The following is a 17,448-nucleotide window of genomic DNA, read 5'->3' as shown; positions in this document are numbered from 1 at the left end:
ATGTCTGCCGCTCGCAACGCGCCGATTTCAGTGCTTGGTTTTTACCTAGCGTTCACCTACAGTGAAGTCGGCGCTTGACCTACATGGCACGTTGAGTCAGAAGGCCGGTGTCGGAGTACAGTGAACAACGCACTGCAGACACCGCGCGGTGCGCAAACGAAGGAGGCTTCATGGACGTGGTCCGCAATTTCCTCACGCGCTACGAGACCAAGCGCGAGGAAGAGTTGTCGATCGAGGAGTACCTCGACCTCTGCAAGCGCGATCCGCTGACGTACGCGACAGCCGCGGAACGCATGCTTGCCGCGATCGGCGAGCCCGAGATGGTCGACACCCGGCACGACCCCCGCCTGTCCCGGATCTTCGGCAACAAGGTGATCCGGGTCTACCCTGCCTTCAAGGACTTCTACGGGCTGGAGGAGCCGATCGAGCAGGTCGTCTCGCACTTCCGCCACGCCGCGCAGGGGCTGGAAGAGAAGAAGCAGATCCTCTACCTGCTGGGCCCGGTGGGCGGCGGCAAGTCCTCGATCGCCGAGCGCCTGAAGCAGCTGATGGAGCAGGTGCCGTTCTACGCGCTCAAGGGCTCGCCGGTGAACGAGTCGCCGCTGGGCCTGTTCAGCAACGACGAGGACGCCCCCCTGCTGGAGCAGCAGTACGGCATCGCCCGGCGCTACACGCAGCGCATCATGTCGCCCTGGGCCGTGAAGCGCCTGGAGGAATACGGCGGCGACATCCGCAAGTTCAAGGTCGTCAAGCGCTACCCGTCCATCCTCAAGCAGATCGGCATCGCCAAGACGGAGCCGGGCGACGAGAACAACCAGGACATCTCCTCGCTGGTCGGCAAGATCGACATCCGCAAGCTCGAGACCTTCGCCCAGGACGACCCGGACGCCTACAGCTATTCCGGGGGCCTGTGCCTCGCGAACCAGGGCCTGCTGGAATTCGTGGAGATGTTCAAGGCGCCGATCAAGGTGCTGCACCCGCTGCTGACGGCCACCCAGGAAGGCAACTTCAAGGGCACCGAAGGCTTCGGCGCGATCCCCTTCGACGGCATCGTGATGGCCCACTCGAACGAGAGCGAGTGGAAGGCCTTCAAGAACAACAAGAACAACGAAGCCTTCCTGGACCGCATCTACGTGGTCAAGGTGCCGTACTGCCTGCGCGTCACCGAGGAAGTGAAGATCTACGAGAAGCTGATCCAGAACTCCTCGCTGAAGGACGCCGTCTGCGCGCCCGGCACGCTGAAGATGATGGCGCAGTTCTCGGTGCTCACCCGCCTGAAGGAGCCGGAGAACTCCAGCATCTTCTCCAAGATGCTGGTCTACGATGGCGAGAACCTGAAGGACACCGACCCCAAGGCCAAGAGCTACCAGGAATACCGCGACTACGCCGGCGTCGACGAGGGCATGACGGGCATCTCCACCCGCTTCGCCTTCAAGATCCTGTCGAAGGTGTTCAACTTCGGCTCGGACGAGGTCGCCGCCAACCCCGTGCACCTGATGTACGTGCTCGAACAGCAGATCGAGCGCGAGCAGTTCCCGGCCGAGACCGAGCAGAAGTACCTGGCCTACATCAAGGAACACCTGGCCGCCCGCTACGCGGAATTCATCGGCAAGGAGATCCAGACGGCCTACCTCGAGTCCTACTCGGAATACGGCCAGAACATCTTCGACCGCTACGTCACCTACGCCGACTTCTGGATCCAGGACCAGGAATACCGCGACACCGACACCGGCGAGATCTTCGACCGCGCCGCGCTGAACGCGGAACTGGAGAAGATCGAGAAGCCCGCCGGCCTGTCCAACCCCAAGGACTTCCGCAACGAGATCGTCAACTTCGTGCTGCGGGCCCGGGCCAACAACGCCGGCAAGAACCCGGTGTGGACCAGCTACGAGAAGCTGCGCACGGTCATCGAGAAGAAGATGTTCTCCAACACCGAGGAGCTGCTCCCGGTGATCAGCTTCAACGCCAAGGCCAGCGCCGACGAGCAGAAGAAGCACGAGGACTTCGTCAATCGCATGGTCGAGAAGGGCTACACGCGCCGGCAGGTCCGCCTGCTGTGCGAGTGGTACCTCCGCGTCCGGAAGAGTTCTTGACAGACAGCGGCAGTTCGACCAACAGAGGAGGGGCCGCCCAGTGAGCAACAGCAGCGGTGGCGAGCGGTCCATGCTCCACCAGGTGATCGACCGCCGCCTCTCGGGCAAGAACAAGTCGATCGGCAACCGCGAGCGCTTCCTTCGGCGCTACCGGGAGCAGATCAAGGAAGCCGTGCGCAAGGCCGTCGGCGACCGCAGCATCACCGACATGGAAGAGGGCGCCGACATCACGCTGCCCAAGCGTGACGTGTCCGAGCCCGTCTTCGGCCACGCGCCGGGCGGCAGCCGCGAGCTGGTCCACCCCGGCAACGAGGAATACGTCCGCGGCGACCGCATCCAGCGGCCGCAGGGCGGCGGTGGCGGCGGCTCGGGCGGCAGCGGCGCTTCGCCGGACGGGCAGGGGGAAGACGATTTCGTCTTCCGGATCTCGCGCGAAGAGTTCATGAACTACTTCTTCGACGACCTCGCCCTGCCGCGCATGATCCGCACGCAGCTGCTGGCCGACGTGCCGGAATGGAAGCTGCGCCGCGCCGGCTTCATCTCCGAAGGCAACCCGACCAGCCTGCACGTGGTGCGCTCGATGCGCGTCGGCCTGGCCCGGCGCATTGCCATGGGCGGCGACGCGCGGCTGGAACTCAAGCGCGCCGAGGAGCAGCTGGAAGACCTGGAGCGCCGGCCGGATGCCGCGCCGCCGGAAGTGGAGATGCTGCGCAAGCGCATCGTCGAACTGCGCGAGCGCCTGAAGCGGGTCCCCTTCCTCGACCCGTTCGATCTGCGCTACCGCAATCGCGTGCGGGAGCCCAAGCCGACCAGCAAGGCGGTGATGTTCTGCCTGATGGACGTCTCCGGCTCGATGGACGAATCGCGCAAGGACCTCGCCAAGCGCTTCTTCATCCTGCTGTACCTGTTCCTCTCGCGCCACTACGAGAAGACCGAGGTCGTGTTCATCCGCCACCACACGCAGGCCGCGGAAGTGACCGAGGACGAGTTCTTCCACGCCACCGAAAGCGGCGGCACGGTGGTCTCGAGCGCGCTCACGCTGATGAACGACATCATCCGCCAGCGCTACATGGGCAGCGAGTGGAACATCTACGGCGCGCAGGCGTCCGACGGCGACAACTGGCAGCAGGACTCGTCCAAGTGCCGGGAGCTGCTGGACAACAAGATCCTGCCGCTGGTGCGCTACTACGCGTACGTGCAGGTGGCCGACGAGGACCAGAACCTGTGGGAGGAGTACACGCGCGTGCGCGACTCCAACCCGCACTTCGCGATGCAGAAGATCTGCACGCCCTCGCAGATCTTCCCGGTGTTCCGGGACCTGTTCAAGAAGACACCCCAGGCGGCATGATGGAAGAAGCACTCCTGACCCCTTCCGACGCGGCGCGCGGCGAAGGCAAGCGCCTGCCCAATCCCTCGGACTGGACGTTCGAGCTGATCGAGACCTACTTCCAGGCGATCCGCCGCACGGCGGAGCGCTTCGGCCTGGACACCTACCCGACGCAGCTGGAGGTGATCACGGCCGAACAGATGCTGGACGCCTACGCCTCCGTGGGCATGCCGGTGAACTACCGGCACTGGTCCTACGGCAAGCACTTCATCCAGAGCGAGAAGAGCTACCGGCGCGGCCACATGGGGCTGGCGTACGAGATCGTGATCAACTCCGATCCCTGCATCGCCTACCTCATGGAGGAGAACACGATGCCGATGCAGGCGCTGGTGATGGCGCACGCCTGCTTCGGGCACAACTCCTTCTTCAAGGGCAACTACCTGTTCCGCATGTGGACGGATGCCAGCTCGATCATCGACTACCTGGTCTATGCCAAGAGCTACATCGCCGAATGCGAGGAACGCCACGGCATCGACGCCGTGGAGGCGACGCTCGACGCCTGCCACGCGCTCATGAACTACGGCGTGGACCGCTACCGCCGGCCGCAGAAGATCTCGATGGTGGAGGAGGAGAACCGGCGCAAGGAGCGCGAGGCCTACCTCCAGCAGCAGGTCAACGACCTCTGGCGCACGCTGCCCACCAAGGCGGGCAAGCAGGCCAAGAAGGAGAACAAGCGCTTCCCCGAGGAGCCGCAGGAGAACATCCTGTACTTCATCGAGAAGCACGCCCCGTTGCTGGAGCCCTGGCAGCGCGAGATCGTGCGCATCGTGCGCAAGGTCGCGCAGTACTTCTACCCGCAGCGGCAGACACAGGTGATGAACGAGGGCTGGGCCACGTTCTGGCACTACACGCTGCTGAACACCATGTACGACGAGGGCATGCTCTCGGACGGCTACATGATGGAGATCCTGAGCTCCCACACCAACGTGGTGTTCCAGCCGCCGGTGACGCACCCGGCCTACAGCGGCATCAACCCCTATGCCCTGGGCTTCGCGATGTTCAGCGACATCCGCCGCATCTGCGAGAACCCCACCGACGAGGACCGCGAGTGGTTCCCCGACATCGCGGGCACCGACTGGATCAAGTCGCTCGACTACGCGATGCGCCACTTCAAGGACGAAAGCTTCATCGGCCAGTACCTGTCGCCCAAGCTGATGCGCGACCTGCGCCTGTTCGCCGTGCTCGACGACGCGGCGCAATCGGAGCTGGAAGTCTCGGCCATCCACGATGAGCAGGGCTACCGGCGGCTGCGCGAGTCGCTGTCGCGGCAGCACGACCTCGGCTGGCGCGAGCCGAACATCCAGGTGTGGAACGTCAATGCCCGCGGCGACCGGTCGCTGACGCTGCGGCACATCCGCCACAGCGACCGGCCGCTGGACAACAGCGCGGAGGAAGTCGTGAAGCACGTCGCCCGCCTCTGGGGCTTCCGCGTGCGCCTGGAAAGCGTGGACGCCCACGACCGCGTGATGCAGCACTGGGAAGTGACGCCGGCGCAGCACCACTGAAGCGGGGGGGCGGCGCGCCACCGTGGATTGCGGGTCAAGCCCGCAATGACATTCAAAGCTTGTCATCCCGGGCTTGACCCGGGATCCATGGATGCGTGGCAGGGCCTGCCCCACGCCCCGCTATCATCCCGGCTCCATGCCCCGCAGCGCGGCCGCCAAGGCGCTTCCCCTCGTCGTCGTGCTCACGCTCGTGTGGGGCACCACCTGGGCGCTCTTCCCGCTGGCCGTCCGTGAGCTTTCCGTCTGGACCTTCCGCGCGGTGAGCCTCACTGGCGCCGGCCTGCTGCTCCTGGCCTTCGCCCGCGCCCGCAACATCCCGACAGCCATCCCACGCCGCCACTGGGGCGCGGTAACGGCTGCGGCCATCATCTACCTGGCGGTCTGGAACGTCGCGAGCACCTATGCGGCCATCCTCATCCCCTCGGGCCAGGCGGCGATCCTGGGCTTCACCATGCCGCTGTGGACGGTGCTGGTGGTGTGGATCCTGCACCGCGAGAAGCCCGCGCCGCGCATGCTGCTCGCGATCGTGCTCGCCGCGATCGGGGTCGGCCTGCTGGCCGCCGCCGGCCGCGACGCCTACCGGAACGCGCCGGCCGGCTTCGTCCTCGGGCTGGTCGCGGCGATCGGCTGGGCATTGGGCACGGTGCTGCTGAAGCGCGCGGCGGTGCCGGTGCCCGCGCTGGTGCTCACGGCGTGGCAGCTGCTGGTGGCGGCCGTGCCGCTGTGGATCGCCGCGGTCGCGATGGCGCACGAAGGGCTGTTCCTGCCGTCCTGGCAGACCGTGCTCGTGGTCGGCTACATCACGATCGTGCCGATGGCCGTGGGCAACGTCGCCTGGTTCTCCATCGTGGGCCTGCTGCCGCCGAGCGTGGCGGGGCTGTCCTCGGTGATGGTGCCGATCGTGGCGATGGTGACCGGCGCGATCGCGCTGGGCGAGCCGCTCGGGCCGTACCAGCTCGCCGCGATGGCGTGCTGCGCGAGCGGGTTGGCGCTGGCCCTCTACCGGCGGTAGCCGGGGTTCGCTGCGCTCACCGCCAGGCTACGACGTGGTGGCCCGTTCGGAAGCAGCAAGCTTCGGCATCACCCGGTCCTCCGGCCGCAGCAGCGACAGGTTGTTGCGCCCGATGCCCAGGTAGGTGAGTCCCGCCGCCGCCATCGCATGCGGTTCGTACAGGTTGCGGCCGTCCAGCACCAGCGGCGTGCGCATCGCGTCCTTCAGCGCCCGCAGGTTGGGGCTCTTGTAGTTCTTCCACTCGGTCAGCACGACCAGCGCGTCCGCATCGCGCACGGCGTCCATCGGCTTGGCGACGAAGGTGATGTTGCGCAGCAATTCCGGCGCGTCCTGCAGGTCGCCGGCCAGCGCGCGCGCCGCCTGTTCCTGCGCCACCGGATCGTGCGCGCGCACCTTGGCGCCGGCGCGCAGCAGGGCCTCGATGACCAGGCGGCTCGGCGCCTCGCGCATGTCGTCGGTGCCCGGCTTGAAGGCCAGGCCCCAAAGCGCGAAGCTGCGCCCGGCCAGTGCGCGGCCGAAGTGCGCCCAGATCTTGTCCAGCAGCACCTGCTTCTGCGCGTGGTTCACGCGCTGCACGGCGTCCAGCACCTGCAGCGGCAGCCCGTGCTCCTGCGCCGTGCGGCACAGTGCGTCCACGTCCTTGGGGAAGCAGCTGCCGCCGTAGCCCGTGCCGGCGTAGAGGAAGCTGTAGCCGATGCGCGGATCGGAGCCGATGCCTTGCCGCACCAGCTCGATGTCGGCGCCGACGCGGTCCGCCAGGTTGGCCAGCTCGTTCATGAAGCTGATGCGGGTGGCCAGCATGGCGTTGGCCGCGTACTTGGTGAATTCGGCGCTGCGCACGTCCATCACGCGCGTGCGCTCGTGGTTGCGGTTGAAGGGCCGGTACAGCTCGCGCAGCATCGCCAGCGCGCGCTGTCCGTTCGCGTCCTCCTCCACGCCCAGCACGATGCGGTCGGGGCGCATGAAGTCCTCGATGGCCGCGCCTTCCTTCAGGAACTCGGGGTTGCTCGCGACGGAGAATTCCACGTCGCCGCGTCCGCGCTTCGCGAGTTCCTCGCGCACGGCCTTCGCGACCTTCTGCGCCGTGCCCACCGGCACGGTCGACTTGTCCACGATCACCTTGAAGCCCTCCATGTGCCGGCCGATCGCGCGGGCCGCGGCCAGCACGTACTTCAGGTCGGCGCTGCCGTCCTCGTCCGGCGGCGTGCCGACGGCGATGAACTGCAGGTCGGCGAAGGCGACGCTGGCGGCGACGTCCGAGGAGAACTGCAGCCGTCCCTCCTCGACGTTGCGCTGGATGATCTCCTCGAGCCCGGGCTCGTGGATCGGCATGCCGCCGGCGTTGAGCAGGTGGATCTTGGTCTGGTCGAGGTCCAGGCAGAAGACGTTGTTGCCGAGTTCGGCCAGGCAGGCGCCGGTGACGAGACCGACGTAGCCGGTGCCGACGATCGTGACGTTCATTGTTCGCGCTCCCTCCGCTGTTGCGGGCTGCGTGCAGCGTAGTGGCTCTGCGCTTCCGGCGTGCGGCTCGCGCCTCCCGTTCCCGCGTAGGTACTTTCCTACGTTTTCTCGGGGGGTTTACGCTGCCTCTCCAGATGTTGCAATCGTGACCATGGCTGCGCAGTACGAAACGAGGGCGCACACCATGATCTCGCGAGAAGCGAACCTGCCGCGCAAGGCGATGCGCGTGGCCATTCCCCTGTTCGTCGAGATCGCCGGCAGGACGTATCCGGCGCGCGACTGGTCCACCACCGGCGTGGGCCTGGCGGAACTCGATCCCGCGCCGCGCGAGGGCGAAGTGCTGCAGGCCAAGCTGAGTTTCCCCATGCTGGAGTCGACGCTGCTGATCCCGGCGCAGCTCGCCTACCGCAGCAGCCACGACGGCGTGCACGGCTTCGAGTTCCACGACCTTTCGCCGCGCAACCGCCGCATCCTGCGCCACTACATCGAGCTGTCGCTCGATGGCAAGCTGGGCGACGTCGAGGACATCGTGGCCGTCGCCGCGCTGCCCGCCACCGACGCGCCGGTGCAGGCGCCGCTGGCGCTCGGGAGCCCCTCGCCGCTGGTGCAGCAGCGCGGATCGCGCGCCGGCCGCATCGCCGGCAGCCTGCTGGCGGGCCTGGCGGTGCTGGGCGCGGCGGCCGGCATCCTGTACTACAACCTCACCTACCAGCTCGAAGGCACGGGGTTCGTGAGCGGGAGCATCGCACGCGTGACCGCCAACCACGACGGCCAGATGGGCCGCCTGCTGGTGGCGCAGGGCGCGACGGTGGAGCCGAACACGCCGCTGTTCTCGGTGGAGAACCCGTCGCTGCGCAACGAGATCGAGGCGCTGGAGCAGCACGTGGCGCAGCTCGCGGCGGAAGAGGGGCGGCTGGCCAGCGCACGGCGCCGCGCCGAGGCGGGCCTGCTGCAGTCGCTGCGCAGCGACTACGCCGCGCGGCAGCGGGAGCTGGAGAATGCCCGCCAGCTGTACGCCTCCGGCGCGATCACGCAGCGCGACCTGCTGATGGTGGCGAACCAGGCGCAGGACCTGCGCGTGAACTACCTGCGCCAGGTGGCCGAAGGCGCGACCCGCACGCAGACCCTGGACAACTCCGACGGCCTGCAGCGCCTGCGCCTGGAGCTCGCCGCCAAGAAGGTGCTGCTGGCGCGCGAGGAGGCCGAGCGCATCGTGCGCGCGCCGGTGCGCGGCAAGGTCTACCACGTCGACCGGCAGCCGGGCGAGTTCGTCTCGGCGCAGGACCCGGTGGTGCTGCTGGAAGCCGACGTGACGCCCAGCGTGCTGCTGCGCGTGCCCAACGACGACGCCGTGAAGCTCAAGATCGGCATGCCGGCGCAGGTCTACGTGCCCTTCGAGGACAGGAAGTACACGGCGCGCGTGTCCGCCGTCGGCCTGGCGTCCACCACCGCGTCCGCCGCCGTCCTGAACCAGGAGGTGGACCAGAGCGAGACGCTGGTGAAGCTGGACTTCCAGGACCGCAAGGTGCGGCTGCCCGCCAACGCGCGGGTCAACGTCTGGATCCGCAACCCGGCGCTGCCCTGGTCATGAGCTTTCGCCCGACCCGGGTGCAGGCGCTGTGCTCGGCGATCGCGCCCCTGCTGCTGTACGGCGGCGCCGCGCTCGCCGTGTTCATGTGGGGCCGCCACGCGCTGCACTCGATCCACCACCAGGTGCTGATCCTGATCAGCGCCTTCGCGTTCTGGCGCTACGGCTGGCAGATGCTGCACTACCTGCGCGCGGGCTGGTACGCGGGCTGGCACTACCCGCGCCTGCGCCACACGGCGCAGCAGGTGGCGCGCGACCGCGACTGGCCGGAGCGCATCTTCGTCGTCGTGCCCTCCTACCTGGAGGAAGCCTGGGTGAGCCACCAGGCGATGCAGGCGCTGATGACCAACCTGCTGTCCGTGCCCTGCCGCTCCACCATCATCGTGGCCGCGGGCAGCGACGAGGACGAGCAGGTGATCGCCACGGCCTGCCGGCCCTGGCTTTCCAGCGGCCGCATCGAACTGGTCTTCCAGCGGCAAAGCCAAGGCAAGCGCATCGCCATGGGCCATGCGCTGCGGGCGGTGGCCCGCCGCTACGAGGACGAACCCGACAGCATCACCATCTTCCTGGACGGGGACTCCTGGCTGGAGCCGCGGGCGATCGCGCGCGTGCTGCCCTTCTTCCTGGCCTTCCGCGACCTCGGGGCGGTGACGACCAACGAGGTGGCCTGCATCCCCAACGGCGGCGCCTGGTACCGCGACTGGTTCGACCTGAAGTTCGGCCAGCGCCAGGTGCTGTTCCAGTCGCACAGCCTGTCGCACCGGGTGCTGACGCTCACCGGCCGCTTCTCGGTGTTCCGCACGTCGATCGTGGTGTCCGAGGACTTCCTGCGGCTGATGGAGAACGACACCATCGACCACTGGCTGCATGGCAGGTTCCGCTTCCTGATGGGCGACGACAAGAGCTCCTGGTACCACCTGCTGCGCAGCGGCTGGAAGATGCTGTACCTGCCGGACGTGACCTGCGTCTCGCTGGAAAGCCGCAACGAGCCCTTCCTGAAGGCCAGCATCTCGCTGCCCTACCGCTGGTTCGGCAACACGCTGCGCAACAACCCGCGCGCGCTGGCGCTGGGGCCCGGGTGCACCGGCTGGTTCATCTGGCTGGTGCTGCTGGACCAGCGCATCTCGATGTGGACCTCGCTGGTGGGCATCGCCGGCGCCAGCGTGCTGGCGGCCACCAAGTCGGCGCTGTACCTGCCGATCTACCTGTCGTGGGCGGTGCTGGTGCGCAGCGTGCAGATGGGCGTGATCGCCTGGCACGGCCACCCGGTGTCCATGCGCACCATCCCCATCATGCTGTACACGCAGTGGGTGGGCGCCATCGTGAAGATCAAGGCCTGGCACCACCTGGCGGACCAGAACTGGAGCAAGGGCGAAGCCAGCCAGCGGGCGGACAGCGGGGGCGGCGTGCTGGCCCGGCTGGCGCCGACGGGGCGCATGCTGCTGGCCTACCTGGCCTTCGCGCTCGCGATCCTGCTGATGCACAGCGCCTTGCGCCTGCCCGGCACCGAGCTGCTGGCGGCGCAGCGGACGGCGGCGGCCGCGCCTTCGGCGCTGGACGCCACCGCCGAAGGCGTGGTGCCGGACGACGGCCGCGACGATGCCGCCGCCTTGCAGGCCTTGATCGACCAGGCGCCGCCGGGCCCGGTCACCATCCGCCTGCCGGCCGGCCAGGTCGATTTCGAGCAGCCGCTCGTGATCCGTCGCGACGGCGTCGCGCTCCTGGGCGCGGGGCGGGCGCGCACGCGCATCGTCTCGCACCTGCGCGCACCGGCGCCGGCCGTGATCCGCGTGCAGGGCGAGGCGGAGAAGCGCAAGCAGATCCTCGGCGCGTCGCTGGCTGCCGACGCAAAGCTGCTGCAGGTGCCGAGCGGCTTGCGGGCCGCGCCGGGCACGCTGCTGTGGCTGCGCCAGCCGAACGACGATGCCTTCCTGCGCGCGCTGGGCAGCCGGAAGTGGCACCGCGAGTATCCCTACCTGCGCCAGGCGCTGGTGCAGGTGGCGGGCGCCGACGCCGGCGGCGTGCGCCTGGACCAGCCGACCGGCGTGGCCTTCGACGCCGGCCGGGCCGAGCTGCGCGTCGTGCACCCGGTGCGCGGCCTGCACCTGGCGGATTTCAGCATCGAGCAGCGCGCCGGCGACCGTGACATCGCGTCGGTGCGGCACCGCTACGAGAACGCGCTGCCGCAGTTCGCCGTCGACGCGATCTCGCTGATGTGGACGCAGGACGCGGTGATCGAGCGGGTGGACGTGCGCAATGCGGGGAGGCACCCGGTCTCGTTCGAGCAGAGCCACGGTTTCGTGCTGCGCGACTGCCTGCTGGACGGCGCCTGGAACAAGGGGGACGGCGGCAGCGGCTACCTGCGCATCGCCCGCAGCTACCGCGGCACGGTGGAGGGCTGCCGGGTGCGCGGCATCCGCCACATCGCCCTGCAATGGAGCTCGGCCTTCAACACGCTGCGGGACATCGCGAGCGAAGTGGACGTGAATTTCCACGGCGGCTTCAGCCACGACAACACGGTGCGCGACGTGCGCTTCGCCATCCCGCCCGAGCACCCCTGGGGCCCGGTGTTCGTGACGCCCAAGGACGCGCGCTGGGCGCCGCCGGACGGGCCCGACAACGTGGTGCTCAATGCCTCGGAGCAGGCAGCGAGTAAAGCTCCTGCGGTGACCGCGGCTTCACCAGTGCGCTGATCTGCGTGAGCACCTCCAGCGCGTCCAGGCGCGCCGAGAGGATCTCGCGCTGCAGCTCGTAGAGGCGCAGCGTCTGCTCCTCGACGTCGCGGTCGGCGTCGGGCAGGGAAGTCACGGGGTGGTCCAGGCGATAGCAGGCCAGCTCCGCCTTCTGCCGCACCATGCGGTTTTCCGCCTGCAGCAGGCGCATGTCGTTCTGCTTCAGGCGCAGCCGCTGCGACAGCAGCGCGAGCTGCTGTCCCAGCGCCGCGCGCAGGGACTCCTTCTGCTCGCGGTACAGGCCGGCGCTGGATTCGGCGATGGCGTCGCGCACCTGGTCGTTGCCCAGGGGGATGCGCACGCGCACGCCGGCCGCGTGGTACGGACCGCGGTCGAGGTCCTTCTGGCGCTCCAGGTACAGCCGCACGGACGTCGTGTCCTTCACCGAGGGCAGGAAGGCGCTGCGCTCGGCCAGCAGGGCCTGCAGCTGGATCTCGGGCGAGCGCGCGGCGGCGCGCTCCAGCAGCTCGGAGTCCGGCTCCAGCTGCACGTCCTCGATGCGGTTGATCAGCTCCTGCGACTGCGGGTACACCAGCACGTCGCCCACGCCGGCGTAGTGGCTGCCGCGCAGCGCCGCGCGTTCTGCCTTGTATTCGATCTCCGCCAGGTCGGCGCGGGTGATGCGGCCGGCGGCCATGTCCTGGCGCTTGCGCTCCAGCACGGGGCGGATCGCGGCCGCCTCGCGCTGGTACAGCGTGGCCAGCAGCTTGTTGCGCATCTGCTCGATGGCCAGCAGGTTCTCCTGCAGGTGGCGGTCTTCCATGTCGCGCTGCAGCTGCACGTACTGCGTGCGGCCTTCCAGCTTCAGGCGCTCGAGGTTCTGGCGCGCCTCGCGCCGGCCTTCGTTGAACAGCTCCCACTCGAGGCCGAAGGCGTAGCGGCCGCCATGGTTCTCGCTGAAGGTCTGGTCGGCCATGCCGGTGGCGTAGAGGCCGCTGAACGGAACGAGACTGTCAAGGCGGTTGAAGTAGCTGTCGCGCTGCTGCTCCAGGCGCTGCGCCATCGCGGCCTGCACCGAGTTGCCCGGGCTCGCATCGGAGGCGAGTGGCGGGACCAGCTGGCTCTGCAGCGCCGCGCTCGTCATGCTCGTGCACAGGCTGTTGGCGCGCCGCAGCTGCACCGGCTGCGCGTGCGCGGCCAGCGCCGATGCGGCGGCCAGCGCGACGGCGCCGCGCGCGAGAACCAGTGGCCAGTGGTGGTGCATGACCCGGACGTCCTTCCCTGCTAGATTGGTGAGCGGCAAAAGCAAAGCCGAGGGACGGCGGTGTGCCCGCCGCCTTCCTCGGCTCCTCTGAAAAAATTGTAGCGAGACGCAGCGCCGCCGGGGGCGCGCGCGAGTGCAACCAGGCAAAGGAGACGCCATGTACGCAGCGCAACTGTTCACCGGGCAACGCATCCTGGTCACCGGCGGCGGCACCGGCCTGGGCCGGGCCATGGCCGAGCGCTTCCTGGCGCTGGGCGCCGACGTCGCGATCTGCGGCCGGCGCAAGGCCGTGTGCGACCAGACGGCCGACATCTGGCGCGAGCGCTTCCCCGAACGTCGCGTGGACACCTTCGGCGTGGACATCCGCGACGCTCAGGCGGTGGAGGAGATGGTGCATTCGCTGTGGGACGGCGGCGGCCTCACGGGCCTCGTCAACAACGCCGCGGGCAACTTCATCGCGCCGACCGAAAGCCTGTCGCCGCGCGGCTTCGACGCCGTGGCGAACATCGTCTTCCACGGCACCTTCTACGTGACGCAGGCCGTGGGCAAGCGCTGGGTGGCGCAGGCGAAGGACGGCGAGTGGACGCCCAAGCAGCCGTACCGCAGCGTGATGAGCATCGTGACGACCTGGGTCGACAACGGCAGCCCCTACGTGGTGCCCTCGGCCATGAGCAAGGCCGGCATCGACGTGATGACGAAGTCGCTCGCGGTGGAATGGGCGCGCTACGGCGTGCGCCTGAACGCGGTGGGCCCGGGCGAGATCCCGACGGAGGGCATGAGCAAGCGGCTCAACCCCGGCGAGCAGCCGGGCGAGCGCAGCCGCGCGCGCAACCCGATGGCGCGCACCGGAAAGATGGAGGAACTGCAGAACCTCGCCGCCTTCCTGATGGCGCCGGGACAGTGCGACTGGCTCACGGGCCAGAGCATCATGATGGACGGCGGCAACGCGCTGGCCACCGGCGGCAACTTCTACGAACTGCGCGAGTGGACCGACGCGGACTGGCGGGCTGCACGCGAGCGGATCGAGGCGCAGAACGCGAAGGACCGGGCGCAGCGCTGAGCGAAGGAACGACGATGGCCAGCGACGAAGAACAGATCCGCGACGCCGCAGGATGGGGCTGCGGCGATGGTGAGGGCGGGGTACACGCTCACGGTATTGCGCAAGCAGGGAGGGAGGTGATTGCTGGCGCGGGATGCGAATATGTTGGCGGCGACGGAGTAGCCGGTTGCGGATGGTCGCGCGCGGGTGTGGCCCCGGGCGCGGAGGGTTCTGCCGGGAGCTGGCTGTCCAGCGGACTCGCAGTGCCGCCGGCGGCGAGCTTCAGCACGTGGGTGTAGATCATGGTCGTGCTCACGTCGCTGTGGCCCAGCAACTCCTGCACGGTACGGATGTCGGTGCCGCGCTGCAGCAGGTGCGTGGCGAAGCTGTGGCGCAGTGTGTGCGCCGAAACGCGGCGATCCAAGCCGCTGGCCGCCACCGCGCGCTTGAGGGCGCGCTGCAGGCGTTCTTCGTGCAGGTGGTGGCGGCGTTCCTCCCCAGTGGCTGGATCGATGGAAAGCGTGGGGGAGGGGAACAGCCAGAACCAGCTCCAGGTCTGGCCGACGCGCGGATACTTGCGCTCGAGGGCATGCGGCACGTCGACTCCGGCGTGGCCGGTCTGGTGGTCCTGCTGCCAGTGCTTTCGCGCTTCGGCCAGTTGAAAATGCAAGGCGGAGGTCAGCGACTGTGGAAGCATCACGACGCGATCCTTGTTGCCCTTGGCTTGACGGACAACGATGACGTTGCGGTCGAAATCGACATCCTTCACCCGCAGGCGCAAAGCTTCCATCAGCCGCATGCCCGTGCCGTAGAGGAGCCGAGCCACGAGGCTGGTCACGCCGTCGAGCGCGGAAAGGAGCGCCTGCACTTCGGCTGGAGTGAGCACGGTGGGGATGCGGCGGGCGTACCCGGGACGTTGCAGGTCCTCCATCCAGGGAAGCTCGGTGCCCAGCACCTGGCGGTACAGAAAGAGGATGGCGCTCAGCGCCTGGTTGTGCGTGGACGCGGAGACGTGTCGCTGCGTGGCCAGCATGGTGAGGAACGCCTCGACCTGCGGCGCGCCCATGTCGCGTGGATGCCGCAGGCCATGCCATCGGATGAAGAAGCGGACCCAATACACATAGGCCTTTTCCGTCCGCTGGCTATAGTGCAAGTAGCGAGCCCGCTCGCGCACCTGCGCGAGCAAGCGCGTGGATTGCAGCGGGGGCAGGGCGGCCTGGGGCATCGCGTATTTATACTGTGAGTGCATACAGTATGTGGCGGAAAGGCGCTCTGCGCAAGGACCGTAGGGATGAGGGTGCCGGAGAACTGGGGTGCACCGATGATTTATCCCGCAGGGCGGCCAATTTGCAGGGATGCGGGATATGACTTGCGAAGTGGTCGCCTGTTTATCCGGCATGAATGGGAGGAAGTCCTTGATGGAGCTGGCTAAATCCGGAGTCGAGTCGATGGATGTATCGGGTGCGTGCGGGATAAGAGGTCTCGGCGTGCGGTCTACATTACGTTAGGCGGCACTCTTGAAGGACAGTGAGTTTTCGAAGGTCGTAGAAGAGGCGCTGGAGACCTTAGCTGCGTTCTCCGTCCCGATCTATCGGACGGATCACAACCGTCGGCCAATCTTGCATGGGACAGGATTCTTCGTGGCAAAGGGTGGCGGTCATTTCCTAGTGTCGGCAGCGCATGTCCTAGACGACGCAGCGGCGAAAGGACTCTTCTATTACGTTGAGCCCAGCGTCATTCGCAAGTTGTCTGGGCGACTGCTTCTCTGGCCTGCCGGCGGCGATCGCCTGAAAGACCAAATTGATGTCGGCGTACTCCGTCTTACGTCCGACAACACCCCGCCTTATCCGGCGGTGAACAAGCATCCGATGCTCCCGGAATACTTGCTCCCTGAATATCTTCCCCGCGCAGGCCGCAGCTATGTGTTTGTCGGTTTCCCCGGAACAAGGAGCAAGACGAGCGGAGCGAGTCTAACGGTGACTACCTCGCCGTACGCATTCAGGTGCAGTCCCATCAGCGACGACGACTATTCCAGAATGGGTCTGGAGCCGAAATCGCATGTTGCTCTCCGGCTCGACCTGAAGGAAGGTTATGACCCAAGTGGAAGCCGCACTGTGTTTCCCAAGCCGCAGGGGATGAGTGGCGCCCCGATCGTCGTCCTCTACAACCACGACGGGTCAAGCCACTCCAAGGTGTTCCCAGTAGTCGCGGTCGCCACCACCTATCGGGTGCACGACAAAGTTGTACTCGGAACTGACGTGAGCTATGTTCTTGACGCGATAGAGGGTGCCAGCGGAGTGGGGGAGTGATGCCTAACTGGTCGGTCGACTCGGACACGTTGCGGCAAGGGGCCGGTCACCTCTACGTTAGGCATCAAGAATTCAGGAGGAGACGTTTGTGAGGATTTTCGATTTCGCACTGGTCACTGAGTGGGAGTCTCGTTTGGACGACTTGGCGCGGCTTGCGGAGCCGGAGCGCTGGACGTACTTGCGCGTGCCCTCGGAATCACGCCTGCCCGTCTTGGATAGCTACATCAGACACACTTTCGCGCGTCTCTCTGAACAAGACAAGGTGCTGACGACTGCCACAACAGCGGCGTTCAACACTGGATTGCTGACGCCGTCGCAGGAGCAGATCTTCGGTGTGTTCAGTGTCGCAACGCGCTTCGACAACGCTCAGCCAACTGGCCCGGGCAACAAGAAATGGTTCCTGAAGGGATGGGCACGCGCTGGAGACAGGCTCTTGACGGGATTTGCGCAGCTTCCTCCACTTCCCACGTATTGGGACGATCCTGGCAATCTCATCTTCAACCCGGCCCTTCATGTCGAACTGAATCTTGATCACATTATCCGAGACAACCTTAATCGGTTCCCAGTGGAGCTCGGGGGGCAGCTGGGGCAAGATGGCGTTCCTGCAGCGGAAGACCTAGACCCCGATGAAGAGATCCGAGAGAACGCTAACGCGTCGGAAAATGTGAGGGTCCCGTTGGCGCTGCGAAATGCACTCGAAGGGGCCATGAAACACAGTATTCGCCTAGCCCAGCGAAGCTACCGGATCGCAGTTCCTCAATTTCATCGTGGTCATGTGCAACTGCTTCTGCCTCTCTACATGCGTGACTCCGATACCGTCGACCTTGCCTTGACGCTGGAGCGCCACGGGGAGTGGTACCGGGGGGCAACTGTCCTATACCCAGATTGGGCATACCGACATGCACGTTTATTGGCGCGCCCGAACAGTGAATGGCTGGGAGGCTTCCGGAAGGACCGGCCGCTTGATGCCTAACAGGTCGGTCGACTCGGACACGTTGCGGGGAGGGGGGGGGGGGGGGGGGGGGGGGGGGGGCCCCCCCCCCCCCCCTTCCTCCACATGTGTTTCTACCTTTCCTTGGGGGGCCAGGAACCCCGTAGGAAAAAATTTTGGGTGTTTT

At 67.1% G+C, this 17,448-nt stretch carries 12 protein-coding genes; 9 read left to right on the top strand and 3 right to left on the bottom strand.

Annotated elements, in window-relative coordinates:
* Positions 1–170 precede the first annotated feature (170 nt).
* From ACY0MJ_RS07920 to ACY0MJ_RS07905, 4 genes are all read left to right on the top strand, one after another.
* A complete protein-coding gene (locus ACY0MJ_RS07920; RefSeq protein ID WP_462637818.1) occupies positions 171–2,093 on the top strand; it encodes a PrkA family serine protein kinase in 1,923 nt (640 codons plus the stop codon).
* 70 nt (positions 2,094–2,163) lie between these two features.
* The gene (locus ACY0MJ_RS07915) at positions 2,164–3,441 is read left to right on the top strand and encodes a YeaH/YhbH family protein (RefSeq protein ID WP_462638178.1); all 1,278 of its coding nucleotides are present in this window, start codon (positions 2,164–2,166) and stop codon (positions 3,439–3,441) included.
* Positions 3,441–4,985, top strand: a complete 1,545-nt coding sequence (locus ACY0MJ_RS07910; protein ID WP_462637817.1) for a SpoVR family protein — start codon at positions 3,441–3,443, stop codon at positions 4,983–4,985. The genes ACY0MJ_RS07915 and ACY0MJ_RS07910 overlap by 1 nt, the downstream gene beginning before the upstream one ends.
* Positions 4,986–5,121: 136 nt before the next feature.
* A complete protein-coding gene (locus ACY0MJ_RS07905) occupies positions 5,122–5,997 on the top strand; it encodes a DMT family transporter (protein ID WP_462637816.1) in 876 nt (291 codons plus the stop codon).
* 27 nt (positions 5,998–6,024) lie between these two features.
* On the opposite strand, the gene ACY0MJ_RS07900 is transcribed toward ACY0MJ_RS07905, so the two are convergent.
* Entirely contained in the window at positions 6,025–7,458 is a 1,434-nt protein-coding gene (locus ACY0MJ_RS07900) for a UDP-glucose dehydrogenase family protein (RefSeq protein WP_462637815.1), read from the bottom strand.
* A 151-nt stretch (positions 7,459–7,609) separates the two neighbouring features.
* On the opposite strand from ACY0MJ_RS07900, the gene ACY0MJ_RS07895 reads away from it, so the two are divergent.
* Both ACY0MJ_RS07895 and ACY0MJ_RS07890 read left to right on the top strand, forming a co-directional pair.
* Complete coding sequence (locus ACY0MJ_RS07895; RefSeq protein WP_462637814.1) at positions 7,610–9,049, top strand: HlyD family efflux transporter periplasmic adaptor subunit; 1,440 nt, start codon at positions 7,610–7,612, stop codon at positions 9,047–9,049.
* Positions 9,046–11,739, top strand: coding sequence for a glycosyltransferase (locus tag ACY0MJ_RS07890; protein WP_462637813.1), 2,694 nt, complete (start codon positions 9,046–9,048; stop codon positions 11,737–11,739). Before ACY0MJ_RS07895 ends, ACY0MJ_RS07890 begins: the two co-directional genes overlap by 4 nt.
* Here ACY0MJ_RS07890 and ACY0MJ_RS07885 read toward each other — a convergent pair.
* Entirely contained in the window at positions 11,675–12,982 is a 1,308-nt protein-coding gene (locus ACY0MJ_RS07885; protein WP_462637812.1) for a hypothetical protein, read from the bottom strand. The two genes, ACY0MJ_RS07890 and ACY0MJ_RS07885, sit on opposite strands and share 65 nt — an antisense overlap.
* Before the next feature lie 157 nt (positions 12,983–13,139).
* Here ACY0MJ_RS07885 and ACY0MJ_RS07880 point away from each other — a divergent pair, with 157 nt between their 5' ends.
* Positions 13,140–14,042 (top strand): SDR family oxidoreductase, encoded by a 903-nt coding sequence (locus ACY0MJ_RS07880; RefSeq protein WP_462637811.1) that lies wholly within the window; start codon positions 13,140–13,142, stop codon positions 14,040–14,042.
* Between the two features lie 88 nt (positions 14,043–14,130).
* On the opposite strand, the gene ACY0MJ_RS07875 is transcribed toward ACY0MJ_RS07880, so the two are convergent.
* Positions 14,131–15,246: an integron integrase gene (locus tag ACY0MJ_RS07875; RefSeq protein WP_462637810.1), complete on the bottom strand. Its 1,116-nt coding sequence runs from the start codon at positions 15,244–15,246 to the stop codon at positions 14,131–14,133.
* Between the two features lie 292 nt (positions 15,247–15,538).
* On the opposite strand from ACY0MJ_RS07875, the gene ACY0MJ_RS07870 reads away from it, so the two are divergent.
* Both ACY0MJ_RS07870 and ACY0MJ_RS07865 read left to right on the top strand, forming a co-directional pair.
* Complete coding sequence (locus ACY0MJ_RS07870) at positions 15,539–16,330, top strand: serine protease family protein (protein ID WP_462637809.1); 792 nt, start codon at positions 15,539–15,541, stop codon at positions 16,328–16,330.
* Between the two features lie 88 nt (positions 16,331–16,418).
* Entirely contained in the window at positions 16,419–17,303 is an 885-nt protein-coding gene (locus ACY0MJ_RS07865) for a DUF3825 domain-containing protein (RefSeq protein WP_462637808.1), read from the top strand.
* The last annotated feature ends 145 nt before the right edge of the window (positions 17,304–17,448 follow it).

The organism is Ramlibacter sp. bp-362, from assembly GCF_054956735.1.
Note: the sequence above shows the minus strand (reverse complement) of the source record. Positions and strands in the feature narration are given on the sequence as shown.

Coding starts and splice junctions, on each gene's coding strand:
- ACY0MJ_RS07920 (WP_462637818.1), top strand. CDS start 171: ATGGACGTGGTCCGCAATTTCCTCACGCGCTACGAGACCAAGCGCGAG.
- ACY0MJ_RS07915 (WP_462638178.1), top strand. CDS start 2,164: ATGCTCCACCAGGTGATCGACCGCCGCCTCTCGGGCAAGAACAAGTCG.
- ACY0MJ_RS07910 (WP_462637817.1), top strand. CDS start 3,441: ATGGAAGAAGCACTCCTGACCCCTTCCGACGCGGCGCGCGGCGAAGGC.
- ACY0MJ_RS07905 (WP_462637816.1), top strand. CDS start 5,122: ATGCCCCGCAGCGCGGCCGCCAAGGCGCTTCCCCTCGTCGTCGTGCTC.
- ACY0MJ_RS07900 (WP_462637815.1), bottom strand. CDS start 7,458: ATGAACGTCACGATCGTCGGCACCGGCTACGTCGGTCTCGTCACCGGC.
- ACY0MJ_RS07895 (WP_462637814.1), top strand. CDS start 7,610: ATGGCTGCGCAGTACGAAACGAGGGCGCACACCATGATCTCGCGAGAA.
- ACY0MJ_RS07890 (WP_462637813.1), top strand. CDS start 9,046: ATGAGCTTTCGCCCGACCCGGGTGCAGGCGCTGTGCTCGGCGATCGCG.
- ACY0MJ_RS07885 (WP_462637812.1), bottom strand. CDS start 12,982: ATGCACCACCACTGGCCACTGGTTCTCGCGCGCGGCGCCGTCGCGCTG.
- ACY0MJ_RS07880 (WP_462637811.1), top strand. CDS start 13,140: ATGTACGCAGCGCAACTGTTCACCGGGCAACGCATCCTGGTCACCGGC.
- ACY0MJ_RS07875 (WP_462637810.1), bottom strand. CDS start 15,246: ATGCCCCAGGCCGCCCTGCCCCCGCTGCAATCCACGCGCTTGCTCGCG.